The organism is Tahibacter harae (assembly GCF_024437735.1).
GTDB lineage: Bacteria > Pseudomonadota > Gammaproteobacteria > Xanthomonadales > Rhodanobacteraceae > Tahibacter > Tahibacter harae.
This window is the reverse complement of record NZ_JANFQO010000025.1, coordinates 43,031-58,217: the sequence shown is the minus strand read 5'-3', so window position 1 is coordinate 58,217 and position 15,187 is coordinate 43,031. Positions and strand designations below refer to the sequence as shown.

Genomic DNA, 15,187 nt, shown 5'->3' with positions numbered 1-15,187 from the left:
CGCCGTCTCAGGTCAGGTCGAGACCTTCGCGCCGGGCGATGGTATGCACATCCTTGTCGCCGCGGCCGGAAAGATTCACCAGCACCAGCTGGTCGCGCGGCAGCTCCCGCGCCAGCTTGATGCCCTGGGCCACGGCGTGGCTGGATTCCAGCGCCGCCAGGATGCCTTCGGTGCGCGCCAGCTCGTGGAACGCGGCCAGGGCCTCGGCATCGGTCACGCCGAGATAGCGGGCGCGGCCGCTGTCCTTGAGATAGGCATGCTCCGGGCCGACGCCGGGATAGTCCAGGCCGGCGGAAACCGAATGGGTTTCGATGATCTGGCCGTTGTCGTCGCAGATCACATAGGTGCGGTTGCCGTGCAGCACGCCGGGGCGGCCGGCGGCGAGCGAGGCGGCGTGGCGGCCGGTCTCGATGCCGTCGCCGGCGGCTTCGGCGCCGTAGATGGCCACATCGGCGTCGTTGAGGAAAGCGTGGAACAGGCCGATCGCATTCGATCCGCCGCCGACGCAGGCGACCAGCGCGTGCGGCAGGCGGCCGTACTGCTCCAGCATCTGCGCGCGTGCCTCGCGCCCGACCACGGCGTTGAAATCGCGCACCATCTGCGGATACGGATGCGGACCGGCGACGGTGCCTATCATGTAGAACGTGTCTTCCACGTTCGTCACCCAGTCGCGCAGCGCTTCGTTGAGCGCATCCTTCAAGGTCTTGGAGCCTGATTGCACCGGCACCACCTCGGCGCCGAGCAGCTTCATGCGGTAGACGTTGATGGCCTGGCGCTCCACGTCGACCGCGCCCATGTAGACCACGCAGGGAATGCCCAGCCGCGCGCACACCGTGGCGCTGGCCACGCCGTGCTGGCCGGCGCCGGTCTCGGCGATGATGCGGCGCTTGCCCATGTGCTTGGCCACGAGGGCCTGGCCTATGGTGTTGTTGATCTTGTGCGCGCCGGTGTGGTTCAGGTCCTCGCGCTTGAGCAGGATCTGCGCGCCGCCGACCTTCCGCGACAGGCGCTCGGCGTGATAGATCGGGCTGGGCCGGCCGACGTAGTGCTTGAGATCGTGCTCGTATTCGGCGATGAAGGCCGGATCCGTGCGCAGGCGCTCGTACGCGGCGGTGAGTTCGGCCAGCGGCGCCATCAAGGTTTCCGCGACATAGACGCCGCCGTAGGCGCCGAAGCGGCCATGGGCGTCGGGCAAAGTGTGGAAATCAATACTCACGTCAATGGTCCTGTTCTGCGCCGGCCGCGGCCAGCGACTGCATGAATTCGCGCATCCTGGACGCGCTCTTGATGCCCGGCGCGGCCTCAATGCCGCTGGACACGTCGACCGCGAACGGCCGCGCCGTGCGCACCGCCGCCGCGACATTGCCGGCGTTGAGGCCGCCGGCCAGCAGCAGCGGCCGGCCGAAATCGCGCGGCACCCGATGCCAGTCGAACGCCTCGCCGCTGCCGCCCTGGCCACCGGCCGCATGGCTGTCCAGCAGAAAACCCGCCGCCTGCGGATGCGTGGCGGCGTAGGCGCCCACGTCGGCAACGCTGCCCATGGGCACGGCCTTGAGATAGCGCCGGCCGTGGGCCGCGCATTCCTGCGCGCTTTCCTCGCCGTGAAATTGCAGCAGATCCGGCGCGACCCGGCTAATGACTTCGCGTACCCACTCCGGCTCGTCGTCCAGCAGCAGTACCACCGCCGCGACGAACGGCGGCAGCAGCGCACGCAGCGCGGCGGCCTGGTCCAGGTCGACGAAACGCTTGCTGCGCCGGGTCATGACCAGGCCGATGGCATCCACGCCCAGGTCGCAGGCGGCGGCCACGTCTTCGGCACGGGTCAGGCCGCAGAACTTCACGCGAGTGCGCGTCATGGCTGCAGATCCGCGCCGGTGACCTCAGCCGGCAGCTGCCACTGCGCCGGATACAGCGGCGCGATGAAGGTCAGCCCCTGCGACGGCGCCGTGGGACCGGCGACGGTGCGGTCGCGGCCGCGGAGCAGCTCGCCCAGCCATTCCGGCGCCTGTACGCCCTGCCCCACCAGCAGCAGGCTGCCGACGATATTGCGCACCATGTGGTGCAGGAAGGCGTTGGCCTGGATATCGAAATTGATGTAGTCGCCCTCGCGCTGCACGCTCAGGGCATGCACCGTGCGCACCGGGTTCGGCGCCTGGCAGGCGACGGTGCGGAAGGCGCTGAAATCATGCTCGCCGAGCAGATGCCGCGCTGCCGCCTGCATGCGCTGCGCATCCAGCGGCTCGCGCAGCCAGGCGACATAACGCGCATCCAGCGCCGGCCGCACCGGACGGTTGAGCAAGGTATAGCGGTAGCGCCGCGCCCGCGCCGAGAAACGCGCGTGGAAATCCCCCGGCAGCCGCTGGATCCAGCGCACGCAGACATCGTCCGGCAGGCGCGAATTCGTCCCCAGCAGCCAGCTGCGGTCGGCCCGCTCCACCGGCGGCTCGAAATGCACCACGTTGCAGCGACCGTGCACCCCCGCATCCGTACGCCCCGCACACGTCACCGCCACCGGCTGCGCCGCAACGAACGACAGCGCCTGCTCCAGCACACCCTGCACCGTACGCCCCCGGTCCAGCCGCTGCCAGCCCAGAAAATCGGTACCGTCGTATTCGACGCCCAGGACGATGCGCAAGACCGCTCCAGCGGGGGAAAGGGGCGGGATTGTAGCTTGAAGCGGGGATTGGGGATTGGGGATTCGCGGGCTGGGCTGGGCGAAAACCGGAGGCTGTCCCGACGGGAGCGCTGCCCCCTCACCCAACCCTCTCCCCCAAACGAGTTTGGGGGAGAGGGATCGCATGAATGACTGGCGGCGCCAGCTGCGGAAATAACAGTGCCATCACTGTTGCTTTGGCTTTGGCTTTGGCTTTGGCTTTGGCTTTGGCTTTGGCTTTGGCTTTGGCTTTGGCTTTGGCTTTGGCTTTGGCCGTTGCTTCTGCGCACAAGGATGTGCGCCGCCTTACCGGGGCCCCATAAGCCGCGGCGAGGCGGCGTAGGAAAAGCCCGCGCACCGCGCGGGTCGCGCCCAGGGATGGGCGCGAGTCCGCTGCAGGGCCAGGATGGCCCTGCAGCGGACCCCGGAGCCGCCTCGCGCAGCCGGAGGGCAGGATGCCCGCAGGCCGCGGCTTCTGGGGTGTGTTTTCTTTGCCTACTTTCTTTTGCACAAGCAAAAGAAAGTAGGTCGGCCGCCGCAAGGCGGACGAAACCGCCTTAAATCAAACAACTACAAACCACCAGGCGCAGAAACCCGTCTTCCCGGAAAACTAATCACGCACCAACACGCAGCCGCCAACGCACCCGCCCCCAACGCAAAAACTCTCTGCGAAGCCCCAAAAGCAAGAGGCCGGCAATCGCCGGCCCCAAGCAACCCAATCAAGCAACGCGCAATAACTCAGCGAATCTCCGCCAGCAACTTCCGCGCTTCCGACTTCTGCCCCTCGGACCCTTCGATCAGAACCTCTTCCAGCATGGAGCGCGCTCCATCCGGATCGCCCATGTCGAGGTAGGCCTTGGCCAGATCCAGCTTGGTACCGATTGCGTCATCGGCCGCGATCAGATCGTCGTCCACACGCGCTGCCGGCGGCGGTGCCAGGTCCGGGATCGGCGGCAGCGGCTGCACCTGGGTCTGGTAGTTGCTGCTCGGCGGCGGCGGGGTCAGGTCGAACGAGAAATCATCGCGCGCGGCGGACGGCGGCGGCGCGGGCGGCGCGCTGCGGTCGGTCAGGTCGAAGTCGAAGGCTTCCTCTTCGGCCGGCTTGGCCGCAGGCGGCGGCGGCGTGCCGAAACCGTCGTCGAAGCCGTCGAAACGCATGGGCTCGGGCGAGGCCGGACCGCTGCCGAAGCCGCCGAAAGCCGGCGCCACGGCGGTGGCCGCGGGTTCGGCGAACAGCGGATTGCTCGGCACCAGCTCGCGGCCCATGGCCTGCACCTGCTGCCATTCCGGCATGTTGGTGTCGTAGATGTGGGCGTACATGGCCTGGGCCGCGGCTTCGAACTTGTCCGCATCGCCCTGGGAGTAGTACAGGCTGGTCAGTTCCAGATGGGCCGAGGTGTCGTCCGGGTACTGGGCCAGGCGGTCCAGCAGGGCGTCTTCCTCGTCCTGCAGCGGCGAGGTGGCTTCGGCATAACCGCTGTCGACGGCAGCCGGCGCCGCCTTCTTCTTGCCCAGCACGCGGCTCAGCAGGAAGCCCAGCGCACCCAGCACGGCCAGGCCGCCCGCACCGTATATCCAGGTGTTGGGGTTGCTGTACCAGGGCTTCTCGACTTCCAGCGGCTGCACCTTGGCCGGGGTGGCCGGCTTGGCCGGAGCCGTGGTGCTGGTCGCCGGCTTGGCCGGCGTGGTCGTGGCCGGCGGCGTGGCGGCGGCCGGCGCCGGCGTGGCGGGCGCGGTGCTGCTGGCGGCCGGGGTCGTGCTGGCCGGGCTGTCGGTGGTAGCCGGAGCGGCCGGCGTGGTCGTGCCCGTAGTCGCGCTGGAGCCCGGCGTCGCGCTGCTCGCCGCCGCCGGCGTGGTGCCGGCCGGCGTCGTGCTGCTGGCAGCCGGCGTGTTCGCAGTCGACGAAGGCGCAGTGGCGGCGGTCGACGGCGCGGTCGACGCGCTGCTGCCCGGCGCGGCCGTAGTGGACGGCGTGCTGGCGGCAGTGGACGGCGTGCTGGCCGTGCTGCCCGGCGAAGCGCTCTTGTCGCCGGCAGCGGCACCCCAGATTTCTTCCTTGGTCAGCTCGCTGCCCGGCTTGGGCGCGGTCACCGTAGTCGTGGTCGAAGCCGGCGGCGTGGCCGCCGGTGCGCTGGCGGCCGGAGCCGTGCTGGCCGTGGCCGGCGCGCTGCTGGCAGGCGCCGCGGCGGCGGGCGCGGCGCCCGGCTTGGCGGCCTTGTCCTGCAGTTCCTTCAGCTTGGCCTGCAAGGCGGCCAGCTCGGAATCCTTCAGCGACAGCAGCTTGTCGTTCTTGGTCTTGAGATCTTCCAGCTCGCGCACGCGCGATTTCAGCTCGCCGGCTTCCTGATCGCGGCTGGCCAGGGCCTCCTTGGTGCGCGCCAGTTCGGCACGGACGCTGGAATCACCGCTGCCGCCGCTGCCCGGCCGTTCGGCGCTGGCGCTGGATTCCTTGGCCACCTTCGGCGGCACCAGTTCCAGGCGGTCGCTTTCGGTGCGGCTGGGCTTGGACGCGGCGGCGCTGGCCGGCGCGCTGGCGGCGGGCTTGCTGCCGGTGTCGGCAACCAGGGTGGGCGCAGCGCCGCCGCCGCGGGCGGCGTCGTTCTGGCTGCGCACTTCGGCCGCGGCCGCGGCGGCGGTGCCGGCGGCGCGGATCTCATCCGCGCTGGGCACGCGCAGGATGGCGCCGCGCTTGAGCGAATTGATGTTGTCCTTGAAGAAGGCGTTCGGGTTGCTGCGCAGCAGCGCGATCATGACCTGGTTCAGCGAGACGCTGTCGTCCGGCCGGGTGGCGGCGGCGACTTCCCACAAGGTCTCGCCCTGGGCAACCGGACCGTATTCGCCGGCGGCGGCGCTGCGCGGCGCGGCGGGCGCGGAAGGCTCGGCGGCCGGTGCGGCGGCGGTTTCGCGGGCCGGCTTGGGTGCCTTGCCCGGCTTGCTCGCCGGCAGCTGGGTCGAACTGGCCGGGGCGGAGCTGTCCTTGACCGGCGTGGTACTCGCGCGCGATCCCTTGATCGCCGGCGCCATGGTGGGCGGATCCAGCAGCACGGTGTATTCGCGCAGCAGCTTGCCCTTGGCCCAGTTCACTTCGATGAGGAAATCCAGGAACGGATCGCGCACCGGTTCCTTGGTTGTCACCTTGATCACCGCGTTGCCCTTGGCCCCGGTGGCGACGGTGAATTCCAGCGGTACCACGATGCGGGAGCGGGACAGTCCCACGCGCTCGAAATCGGCGGCCGCCGCGAGCGCGACATTGAGGCCGGCGGTTTCGTCCAGGCTGCCGTTGACCGGAATCTCGGCGACCAGGGGTTCGTTCAAGCCCGATTTGACCTGGATCATGCCCAGGCCCAACGCCAACGCATTGGTACTGCCCAGTGCGAGGGCAACGGCCAGCGTTAGTTTCAGCGATCCATTCATGAGGTCAGCCCCCTGGGTGGCAGTGGCCTACGGCCTGGTACTTCGTGTCTAAACAGCCCCGCGAACCACCGGCAGATGCGCGGACATCGGCCGATCCCCTTTCGCAGCATTTGTCCTGCGCGTTTCCTTTGCCGATCAGCGACTTGCCAGCCGATCGACGCGGCCGCGCCTCCTTGCGCAGCCGTATCCGGCCCCCAAAAAACCTGCCGGACAATCTCGAAAATGCCTTATAACACAATCGTAACTATAGATCACAGATACGATTTCACCAATAGCTCGGCGACCTGGACCGCATTGAGGGCCGCGCCCTTGCGGATGTTGTCGGAAACGACCCAGAGGTTGAGCCCGCGCGGATGCGAGATGTCCTCGCGGATGCGGCCGACAAACACCCCGTCCTGCCCCGCCGCATGCGAAACCGGGGTGGGATAGCCCCCGGGCGCGCGTTCATCCACGACTACGACGCCGGGCGCGCTTTCTAGCAGTTCGCGCGCCTGCTGCGCTGTGATCTTGTCGCGAGTTTCGATATGCACGGCCTCGGAATGGCCGTAGAACACCGGCACGCGCACCGCGGTCGGGTTCACTTCGATGCTGGCGTCGGCGAGGATCTTGCGCGTCTCCCAGACCATCTTCATTTCTTCCTTGGTATAGCCGTTGGGCTGGAAGTCGTCGATCTGGGGGATCAGGTTGAAGGCGATCTGGGCCTGGAACTTCTGCGGCCTGGCTTCCTGGAAGTTGAGGATGGCCGCGGTCTGGCGGCCCAGTTCCTCCAGGCCCGAACGGCCGGCGCCGGACACCGACTGATAGGTCGCCACATTGATGCGGGTGATGCCCACGGCGCGATGGATCGGCGCCAGCGCGACCAGCATCTGCATGGTCGAACAATTCGGATTGGCGATGATGCCGCGCGTGGTATAGCCGGCGATGGCATCCGGGTTCACTTCGGAGACGACCAGCGGAATGTCGTCCTGGTAGCGGAACTCCGAGGTGTTGTCGATGACCACGGCGCCGGCCGCGGCCGCGCGCGGCGCATGTACCCGGCTGACGCTGCCGCCGGCGGAGAAGAACGCAATGTCGACGCCGTCGAAATCGTACGCGGCCAGATCCTGCACCGTGACCTTCTGGTTGCCGAAGGCGACCTGACCGCCGGCGGAGCGCTCGCTGGCCAGCGGCACGAACTCACCGATCGGGAATTTGCGCTCTTTCAGAATGCCGATCAGGGTTTCGCCGACCGCGCCGGTCGCGCCAACCATGGCCACCTTGAACTTGCGTTCCGCAGAGCTTGCAGACATTTGTATTTCTCCAGTTTGATACTTCGAGGATGCGGACGGCCGGCCGCGCGCCCGCGCGGACGATCAGGGTTTGGCCGGAATTCGCGGAGTGACGGCAGCCACGTCGCCGCACTGGGCGCGGTGGCGCAGGGCCTGGTCCATCAGCACCAGGGCGACCATGGCTTCGGCGATGGGCGTGGCGCGGATGCCGACACAGGGGTCGTGGCGGCCCTTGGTGACGACGTCGACGGGCTCGCCGCGCACATTCACGCTGCGGCCCGGAATGAGAATGCTGGAGGTGGGCTTGAGCGCGATCGAGGCGAGCACGTCCTGGCCGGTGGAAATGCCGCCGAGCACGCCGCCGGCATGGTTGGACAGGAAGCCCTGCGGCGTGATCTCGTCGCGGTGTTCGCTGCCGCGCTGGCTCACCGCGGCGAAGCCGTCGCCGATCTCCACGCCCTTGACCGCATTGATGCTCATGAGGGCCGCGGCCAGTTCGCCGTCGAGCTTGCCGTAGATGGGTTCGCCCCAGCCCGGCGGCACATTCTCGGCCAGCACATTCACCCGCGCGCCGACCGAATCGCCGGACTTGCGCAGCTTGTCCATCCAGCTTTCCAGCTCCGCCACCATCGCGGCGTCGGGCCAGAAGAACGGGTTCTGCTCCACTGCATCCCAGTCGAACGCGGCCGGGGTCAGCGGTCCCAGCTGGGCCAGCCAGCCGCGTACACGCACGCCGTGACGCTGCTGCAGCCAGCGCTTGGCGATCACGCCGGCGGCCACGCGCATCGTGGTCTCGCGCGCCGAGGAACGCCCGCCGCCGCGCGGATCGCGCAGGCCGTACTTGTGCCAGTAGCTGTAGTCCGCATGGCCGGGGCGGAAGCGCTCGGCGATGTCGGCATAGTCTTTGGAACGCTGATCGGTATTGCGGATCAGCAGCGCGATCGGCGTGCCGGTGGTGAGGCCTTCGTACACGCCGGAAAGGATTTCCACCTCATCGGTTTCGCGCCGCTGCGAGGTGTGCCGGCTGCGCCCGGTGGCGCGCCGCTCCAGGTCGTTGCGGAAATCCTCCGGCGCCAGCGCCAGCCCGGGCGGGCAGCCGTCGACGACACAGCCTATGGCCGGGCCATGGCTTTCGCCGAAGGTGGTGACGCTCAACAGCTTGCCGAAGGAATTGCTGGACACGCGAGGGGTTTCCGCTCAGCTTCTCGATTGCAGCGCAGCGCGGATCTCGTCCGCATGTGCGACCAGATCGCGCCGGTCCAGCGCGAAAATGCCCATCTGGCCGACATTGAATTCGATCCAGGTGAACGGCACGCGCGGCAGCAGCTCGACCAGGGCGCGTTCGCTCTCGCCGACCTCGACGATGAGCAGCCCCTGCTCCGACAGATGCACCGGCGCCTCGGCCAGGATGCGCAGGGCGAAATCCAGACCGTCGTGACCGGCCTTCAAACCTAGTGCCGGTTCATGGCTGTATTCGGGCGGAAGATCGGCAAATTCCTGTTCCGTGACGTACGGCGGGTTGGACACGATCAGGTCGTAGACTTCGCCTTGCAGCGCGGCGAACAGGTCGGACTTGATCACGCGCACGCGGTCCTGCACGTCCTGGAAGCGCACGTTGACGTTGGCCAGCGCCAAAGCATCGTCGCTGATGTCGACCACGTCGACCTGCCAGTTGGGATTGTGCGAGGCCATGGCGATGCCGATGCAGCCCGAACCGGTGCACAGGTCCAGCGCGCGTTCGACCTCGATGTCTTCCAGCCACGGCGAGAAGCCGCTCTGGATCAGTTCCGCGATCGGCGAGCGCGGCACCAGCACGCGCTCGTCGACCTTGAACAGCAGGCCGGCGAACCAGGCCTCGCCGGTGAGATAGGCGACCGGCTTGCGTTCGCGCACGCGGCGCTCGAACAGGGCCAGCACGCGCTGCTTTTCCTCTTCCACCAGCTTGGCCTGGCCATAGTTGGGCGACAGGTCGTGCGGCAGGTGCAGGGCGTGCAGCACCAGGTGGGTCGCCTCGTCCAGCGCGTTGTCGTAGCTGTGGCCGAAGGTCAGCCCGGCGCCGGCGAAGCGGCTGGCGCCGTAGCGGATGAAGTCGACGATGGTGGAAAGTTCGGCGGTCATGAGGCATGCAGCGACAAAGGGCCGCAGAGTATAGGCCGCTGGAGCCGCCCCGTCCGCGTCTATACTGGCGCAATGACTACACTTCATAACCCCGGCCGCACCCTGCCGACCTATCTGATCCTGATTGCCGCGTTCGCCGCGGGACTGGGCCTGTGGCTGGGCAGCCGCTATTTCGGCGTCGACACCGCCCAGCCGCTGCAGGCCATCACCCGCTTCCCGGCACCGCGCGCGGTGGTCGATTTCCAGCTCACCCGCAGCGACGGCAAACCGCTGACGCGCAACGACTTCAAGGGCCGCTGGAACCTGGTGTTCTTCGGCTTCACCAACTGCCCGGACATCTGCCCCAACACCCTGGGCGTGCTCAAGCAGGTGCGCGCGGAACTGGCCAAGGCCGGCGCCGCCGACCAGGTACAGGTGCTTTTCATCTCGGTGGACCCGCAGCGCGACCAGCCCGAAACCCTGGGCCGCTACGCCGCCTTCTACGACCCGGGCTTCGTCGCCGCCACCGGCAGCGACGAGGAACTTACCCGCCTCACCCGCTCGCTGGGCCTGGTCTATGCGCGCACACCGGCCGAAGGCGGCAATTATTCGGTGGACCACAGCGCAGCCGTGGTACTGATCGATCCGCAGGCCCAGCAGACCGGCCTGATCCGCCCGCCGCTGAACCCGGCCGCGATCGGCGCCGACCTGCTCACCCTGCTGGCGACGCGCCGATGAAGCCGGCCATCGCCTTGCAATACGCGCTGCCGCACCGGCTGCTGTCGCGCCTGGTGTACTGGGCCACGCGCTGGACCTGGAAGCCGTGGAAGAATTTCCTGATCGGCCAGATCGTGCGCCGCTTCAATGTCGATCTGAGCGAGGCGCAGACGCCGGACCTGGCCGCATTCGAGCACTTCAACGCCTTCTTCACGCGCTTGCTCAAGCCCGGCGCGCGCAGCGCCGACCCGGCCGCCGACGCCCTGCTCTGCCCGGCCGACGGCAAGGTCAGCCAGGCCGGCCCCATCCGCGCCGGCCGCATCCTGCAGGCCAAGGGACAGGACTATACGGTGGCCGAGCTGCTCGCCTCCGAGGCCGATGCGGCCGTCTATGCCGACGGCAGCTTCGTTACCGTCTATCTGTCGCCGCGCGACTACCACCGCGCCCATATGCCGTTGAGCGGCACCCTGGTCAGCACGGTGCACGTGCCCGGCCGCCTGTTCAGCGTGGCGCCGGCACCGGTCGCGGCCATCCCCCGGCTGTTCGCGCGCAACGAGCGCCTGGTCTGCCATTTCGAGGGCGAGCACGGCCCCTTCGTGGTGGTGATGGTCGGCGCCATGCTGGTTTCCAGCGTGTCCACGGTGTGGTCCGGACTGGAGATCCCGCCCTATGCCAGCCGCGTGACCCGGCGCGAATGGCGCGACCAGAACATCCGCCTGGAGCGTTTCGCCGAGATGGCCCGCTTCAACATGGGCTCGACCGTGATCGTGCTGCTGCCGCCCGGCGTGGGCCAGATTGCGGCGGAGCTGGCGGCCGAGCAGGCGGTCAAGGTCGGCCAGCGCATAGGCACGCTGCGCGGCGCCTGAGCGCCCGGGCCGGCGCGGCGTGCCGGCCGATGGGCGGGTTCCCTAGAGCCGCGCCGACTGCACGGCGCCGGCTCACAGTCGCGCCGTGCCCGCTTCCGGCGCAGCGATTCTGTAAACAATTCTTGGGCGGCCTGACAGCCATTGTCAGTTTGTGACCCGTTCCGCTAATCTCCACCGCCTGTCGGATTACCATTGCCGGCGATCGCCGCGAACGAAACCAAGGGGAATTTCCATGCAGCAACTGATCTGGCGCCTAGTGGCGACCAAACGCGCATATCAGCTGCAGCGCGAATTCAAGGAAATCGACAAGCTGATGAGCGGCCTGAACAACGCCGCCCGCCTGCAGCTGGCGACCCTGACCCAGAAAGAATTTTCCGCCGCCGCCAAGAGCGAGTTCCCGCACCTCTACGGCACTCCGCCCGAGCAGCGCTACAGCGCCTGGGGCAGCGGCACCGACATAGGCCTGTCCCGCGCCCGCTCGGAAAACCTGCCGGTGCGCCTGCGCGGCATCGCCCTGTGGCTGACGGTGGCCTATCACGAAACCCGCGGCACCACCCTGCCGTCGCTGGACGGCGTACACCGCTCGCTGCTGCGCTCGCTGCGCTGGCTGCGCGAGACGGTGCCGGCGGCGACCTCCGACAGCTGGTTTTCCAGCGAACAGGCGGCCTGAGCACTAGATCGGGACAGCAAGACGGGTTTTTCGGGCTGGTATAGACCGGCGCGCCAGGGATGGCGCGCCTTTTCTTTTTCCGGGATTGGCACAGGCGGCCGGCGGCGCGCTGCTTTTCCGGTCGGCGAAACCTGTCCAGCCGGCGGCATTCTCATCCGCGGCGAACAGGCCGCGCCACGACAGGCACGGCCCGGATCCCGCCGGGCACCCGCTCAGCTGCCGCGCGGACAGGCTGGAATCTGCAAGGTCTGGCCCGGCTTGATCGCATAGCTGGGGCCGCGCAGGCGGTTCAGGCTGGCGATCTCGCGCACTTCGGTACAGGAATGGCGCCGCGCAATCGCGGCCAGAGTGTCGCCCTTGCGCACGGTATAGCTGCGGCGGCCGGCCGCCGCGCGCGAACGGGCGGCGGGGCTGGGTGCCGAGGCCACCAGCGGGACATTGGCCGCATGCAGCTCCGCCGCCAGCGCCTGCCACTGGCCCTGGGCACAGGTGCGCGGAAAGGCCGCTTCCAGCACGGCCGGCACTTGCAGGCGGGTGCCCGGAGCCAGCGCGGCCTGGTGGTCGTAGGCCGGATTCAGATTGCGCAGGGCGCGGAACCAGCCGTCATGGCTGCCGCCTTCCTGGCCGAAGCAGATCGACAGCTCGGCCAGCGACATGCTGCGCGGCAGGACTACGCTGCCCAGCTTGGTGTCGATCTTGGGAAAGGTCAGGTTGTAGCGTTCCGGGTGCATGAACAGCCATGCCGCCGCCAGCACCATGGGCACGTATTCGCGGGTTTCCGGCGCCAGCGCGGCATAGACCGAGGAATCCCAGAAGCGCCCGCGGCCGCCGCCGGCCAGGCGGCCGACGCGGCCCTCGCCGCCGTTGTAGGCGGCCAGGACCAGTTCCAGGTCGTTATTGAAGATGCGCAGTTGCTCGTTGAGATAGGCCGCGTTGGCCCGCGCCGACAGCGCCGGGTCGAAGCGCTGGTCGAAGCCGTTCTCGGTGCTCAGGCCGAAACGCAGGCCGGTCGCGTACATGAACTGCAGCGGGCCGCTGGCGCCCGAGCGCGACACCGCATGCACCTTGCCACCGGATTCCTTGGCGATGAAGCCGAACAGCAGCGCCTCGGGCAGGCCGGCCTTCTGATATTCCGGCCACATCAGCTGGCGCATGTACTGATAGTTGACGTAGGACTGGATCAGGTTGGGCCGGTACTGGGTCAGCCATTCCTCCAGCGCCGCCTTCACCGGCTCGTTCACCGCGATCATGTCGGCCAGCGGCCGGCCCTTGAGCAAAGTGATGGAGCGCGCCGTCTCCGGCAGGTCGGCCACCAGCGGCGAGCCTTCGCCGGCGGCTTCCGGCACGTCATCGCCGCGGATCTGCTCCGCCTCGCCGCCGGCGGTGACCGGGGCATCGCGCCGCAGCAGGCCGTCGAAGGCGGAAAGGAAGCGCTCTTCCTCGCAGCCGGGCAATTGCTGGCAGCGCAGGGCGGCGGCGCGCAGATCGTCCAACGCCGCATTGCCCTCGCGCGCGGCGCGTTCGCGCTCGCCGGCGGCAGCCAGATCGGCACTGCCCTCGTAGCGTTTCACCGCCTCGCCCAGGCGGGTGTACAAGGTGCCGATCTCGGTTTCGTCCACGGCGGCCGTCGCGGCGGCGGCCTTGTCGGCCTTGGTGGTCTTGGCGGGGGAGCCGGCGCAGGCGGCCAGCAGCAGCGGAGCGGCCAGGGCGGCGGCGAGGCGATAGGAAAACATGAGCAAATTCCAGCAGTACCCAAACAGTCCGCACGTTACACAGCAGCTAGGCCTGATACAACTCTGAAAGGCCGGGATTTGGGATGGAGGGATTCGGGATTCGCAAAAAACGGACAGGCTGGCGTTTTGTGAATCCCGGATCCCGAATATCCAGTCCCGTCGCTACAATCCCCCTTCACGCCGAATTTGCACGACTACAGAGGGAACGACCGTGACCGATATCCTGGTGGGCAAGAGCGACATCGATGTCCTGCTGCGGGCCAAGTACGCCAACCGCCATGGTCTGATCGCCGGCGCCACCGGCACCGGCAAGTCGGTCACCCTGATGCGCCTGGCCGAGGGCTTTTCCCAGCTCGGCGTGCCGGTATTCCTGGCCGACGTGAAGGGCGACCTGGCCGGCCTGTGCCAGGCCGGCGGCGGCAACGCCAAGATCGACGAGCGCGTCGCCCAGTTGCAGGTGGAATGGAAGGCCGCGGCCAACCCGGTGGTGTTCTGGGATATCTACGGCCAGCTCGGCCATCCGGTGCGCAGCACCGTATCGGAGATGGGCCCCAACCTGCTGGGCCGCCTGCTCGAACTCAACGACACCCAGGAAGGCGTGCTCGAAGTCGTGTTCAAGCTGGCCGACGACGAAGGCCTGCTGCTGCTGGATCTGAAAGACCTGCGCGCCCTGCTCACCTTCGCCGCGGAAAACGCCAAGGCCATTTCCCAGCGCTACGGCCTGATTTCCTCGCAGTCGATCGCCGCCATCCAGCGCGCCCTGCTGTCGCTGGAACAGGCCGGCGGCGACCAGTTCTTCGGCGAGCCGGCGCTGGACCTGGCCGACTTCCTGCGCCAGGACATGGGCGGCCGCGGCATCATCAATGTGCTGGCCGCGGACAAGCTGATACTCAAGCCCAAGCTGTATTCCACTTTCCTGCTCTGGCTGCTGTCGGAGCTGTTCGAGCGCCTGCCCGAAGTCGGCGACCTGGCCCAGCCCAAGCTGGTGTTCTTTTTCGACGAAGCCCACCTGCTGTTCGACGACGCGCCGCCGGCGCTGGTGCAGCGCGTGGAGCAGGTGGTGCGCCTGATCCGCTCCAAGGGCGTCGGCGTGTACTTCTGCTCGCAGAATCCCGACGACGTGCCGCAGACCATCCTCGGCCAGATGGGCAACCGCGTGCAGCACGCGCTGCGCGCCTTCACCCCGCGCGATCAGAAAGCGGTCAAGGCGGCGGCGGAAACATTTCCGCCCAATCCCAAAATCAAGAAAGTCGCCGAAGTCATCACCCAGCTCGGCGTTGGCGAAGCGCTGGCCACCACCTTGCAGGACGGCGGCGTACCGCTGCCGGTGGAACGCCTGTTCGTGGTGCCGCCGGGCTGCCGCATCGGCGCGATCAGCGACGAAGAACGCGCCGCGATCCGCGCACGCTCGCCCGTAGGCGGCAAGTACGACACTGCGGTGGACCGCGAATCGGCCTATGAAAAACTGGCCGCGCGCGCAGCCGAAACGGCCGCGGCGGAAGAGGAAGAAGCGGAAGCCGCGCCGAAGAAGAAGGGCAAGGCCGCCGCCGAGGAAAGCAACGGCTGGGGCGACATGATCAAGGGCGCGCTGTTCGGCACCGGCCGGCGCCAGGGCGTGATCGAGGCCGCGGCCAAGTCCACCATGCGTTCCGTGGGCAACCAGCTCGGCCGGCAGATCCTGCGCGGCGTGCTCGGCTCCATCATGGGCGGCAAGCGCTGAAGCGCCGCGGCTGCCCGCATCCGCCGACGCTCAGGAACGGCCTCGGCGG

The 15,187-nt window shown here is 68.2% G+C and carries 13 protein-coding genes; 5 read left to right on the top strand and 8 right to left on the bottom strand.

What is annotated here, in order from left to right; translation table 11 throughout:
* Positions 1 to 7 precede the first annotated feature (7 nt).
* The 3 genes from trpB to truA are packed head-to-tail and all read right to left on the bottom strand — an operon-like array spanning position 8 to position 2,635.
* On the bottom strand, positions 8 to 1,216 hold the full coding sequence (gene trpB / locus NM961_RS20740) for a tryptophan synthase subunit beta (RefSeq protein ID WP_439334232.1): 1,209 nt from the start codon (positions 1,214 to 1,216) through the stop codon (positions 8 to 10).
* 1 nt (position 1,217) lies between these two features.
* Complete coding sequence (locus NM961_RS20735; RefSeq protein WP_255916335.1) at positions 1,218 to 1,856, bottom strand: phosphoribosylanthranilate isomerase; 639 nt, start codon at positions 1,854 to 1,856, stop codon at positions 1,218 to 1,220.
* The gene (gene truA / locus NM961_RS20730) at positions 1,853 to 2,635 is read right to left on the bottom strand and encodes a tRNA pseudouridine(38-40) synthase TruA (RefSeq protein ID WP_255916334.1); all 783 of its coding nucleotides are present in this window, start codon (positions 2,633 to 2,635) and stop codon (positions 1,853 to 1,855) included. The genes NM961_RS20735 and truA overlap by 4 nt, the downstream gene beginning before the upstream one ends.
* 167 nt (positions 2,636 to 2,802) lie before the next feature.
* Here truA and NM961_RS20725 point away from each other — a divergent pair, with 167 nt between their 5' ends.
* Positions 2,803 to 2,976: a hypothetical protein gene (locus tag NM961_RS20725; protein WP_255916333.1), complete on the top strand. Its 174-nt coding sequence runs from the start codon at positions 2,803 to 2,805 to the stop codon at positions 2,974 to 2,976.
* Between the two features lie 415 nt (positions 2,977 to 3,391).
* Here the strand turns inward: NM961_RS20725 and NM961_RS24065 are convergent, their stop codons facing one another.
* From NM961_RS24065 to prmB, 4 genes are all read right to left on the bottom strand, one after another.
* Positions 3,392 to 6,067 (bottom strand): FimV/HubP family polar landmark protein, encoded by a 2,676-nt coding sequence (locus NM961_RS24065; RefSeq protein WP_305119285.1) that lies wholly within the window; start codon positions 6,065 to 6,067, stop codon positions 3,392 to 3,394.
* A gap of 251 nt (positions 6,068 to 6,318) precedes the next feature.
* Positions 6,319 to 7,356, bottom strand: coding sequence for an aspartate-semialdehyde dehydrogenase (locus NM961_RS20710; RefSeq protein WP_255916332.1), 1,038 nt, complete (start codon positions 7,354 to 7,356; stop codon positions 6,319 to 6,321).
* Between the two features lie 63 nt (positions 7,357 to 7,419).
* Entirely contained in the window at positions 7,420 to 8,517 is a 1,098-nt protein-coding gene (aroC, locus tag NM961_RS20705) for a chorismate synthase (protein ID WP_255916331.1), read from the bottom strand.
* A gap of 15 nt (positions 8,518 to 8,532) precedes the next feature.
* Positions 8,533 to 9,453 (bottom strand): 50S ribosomal protein L3 N(5)-glutamine methyltransferase, encoded by a 921-nt coding sequence (gene prmB / locus NM961_RS20700; protein WP_255916330.1) that lies wholly within the window; start codon positions 9,451 to 9,453, stop codon positions 8,533 to 8,535.
* A gap of 72 nt (positions 9,454 to 9,525) precedes the next feature.
* Here prmB and NM961_RS20695 point away from each other — a divergent pair, with 72 nt between their 5' ends.
* The 3 genes from NM961_RS20695 to NM961_RS20685 all read left to right on the top strand — a co-directional run bounded on the left by NM961_RS20695 (position 9,526) and on the right by NM961_RS20685 (position 11,685).
* A complete protein-coding gene (locus tag NM961_RS20695) occupies positions 9,526 to 10,170 on the top strand; it encodes an SCO family protein (protein WP_255916329.1) in 645 nt (214 codons plus the stop codon).
* A complete protein-coding gene (gene asd / locus NM961_RS20690) occupies positions 10,167 to 11,015 on the top strand; it encodes an archaetidylserine decarboxylase (protein ID WP_255916328.1) in 849 nt (282 codons plus the stop codon). The genes NM961_RS20695 and asd overlap by 4 nt, the downstream gene beginning before the upstream one ends.
* A 232-nt stretch (positions 11,016 to 11,247) precedes the next feature.
* Entirely contained in the window at positions 11,248 to 11,685 is a 438-nt protein-coding gene (locus NM961_RS20685) for a hypothetical protein (RefSeq protein WP_255916327.1), read from the top strand.
* Between the two features lie 212 nt (positions 11,686 to 11,897).
* Here the strand turns inward: NM961_RS20685 and NM961_RS20680 are convergent, their stop codons facing one another.
* A complete protein-coding gene (locus NM961_RS20680; protein WP_255916326.1) occupies positions 11,898 to 13,418 on the bottom strand; it encodes a transglycosylase SLT domain-containing protein in 1,521 nt (506 codons plus the stop codon).
* A 211-nt stretch (positions 13,419 to 13,629) separates the two neighbouring features.
* Between NM961_RS20680 and NM961_RS20675 the strand changes: the two genes are divergently transcribed.
* A complete protein-coding gene (locus tag NM961_RS20675; RefSeq protein ID WP_255916325.1) occupies positions 13,630 to 15,138 on the top strand; it encodes a helicase HerA-like domain-containing protein in 1,509 nt (502 codons plus the stop codon).
* Positions 15,139 to 15,187: the final 49 nt, after the last annotated feature.

What these genes read in the sequence shown, in the direction of transcription:
- NM961_RS20680 (WP_255916326.1), bottom strand. Translation starts at nt 13,418, where the DNA reads ATGTTTTCCTATCGCCTCGCCGCCGCCCTGGCCGCTCCGCTGCTGCTG.
- NM961_RS20685 (WP_255916327.1), top strand. Translation starts at nt 11,248, where the DNA reads ATGCAGCAACTGATCTGGCGCCTAGTGGCGACCAAACGCGCATATCAG.
- NM961_RS24065 (WP_305119285.1), bottom strand. Translation starts at nt 6,067, where the DNA reads ATGAATGGATCGCTGAAACTAACGCTGGCCGTTGCCCTCGCACTGGGC.
- NM961_RS20735 (WP_255916335.1), bottom strand. Translation starts at nt 1,856, where the DNA reads ATGACGCGCACTCGCGTGAAGTTCTGCGGCCTGACCCGTGCCGAAGAC.
- NM961_RS20725 (WP_255916333.1), top strand. Translation starts at nt 2,803, where the DNA reads ATGACTGGCGGCGCCAGCTGCGGAAATAACAGTGCCATCACTGTTGCT.
- asd (WP_255916328.1), top strand. Translation starts at nt 10,167, where the DNA reads ATGAAGCCGGCCATCGCCTTGCAATACGCGCTGCCGCACCGGCTGCTG.
- prmB (WP_255916330.1), bottom strand. Translation starts at nt 9,453, where the DNA reads ATGACCGCCGAACTTTCCACCATCGTCGACTTCATCCGCTACGGCGCC.
- NM961_RS20695 (WP_255916329.1), top strand. Translation starts at nt 9,526, where the DNA reads ATGACTACACTTCATAACCCCGGCCGCACCCTGCCGACCTATCTGATC.
- NM961_RS20710 (WP_255916332.1), bottom strand. Translation starts at nt 7,356, where the DNA reads ATGTCTGCAAGCTCTGCGGAACGCAAGTTCAAGGTGGCCATGGTTGGC.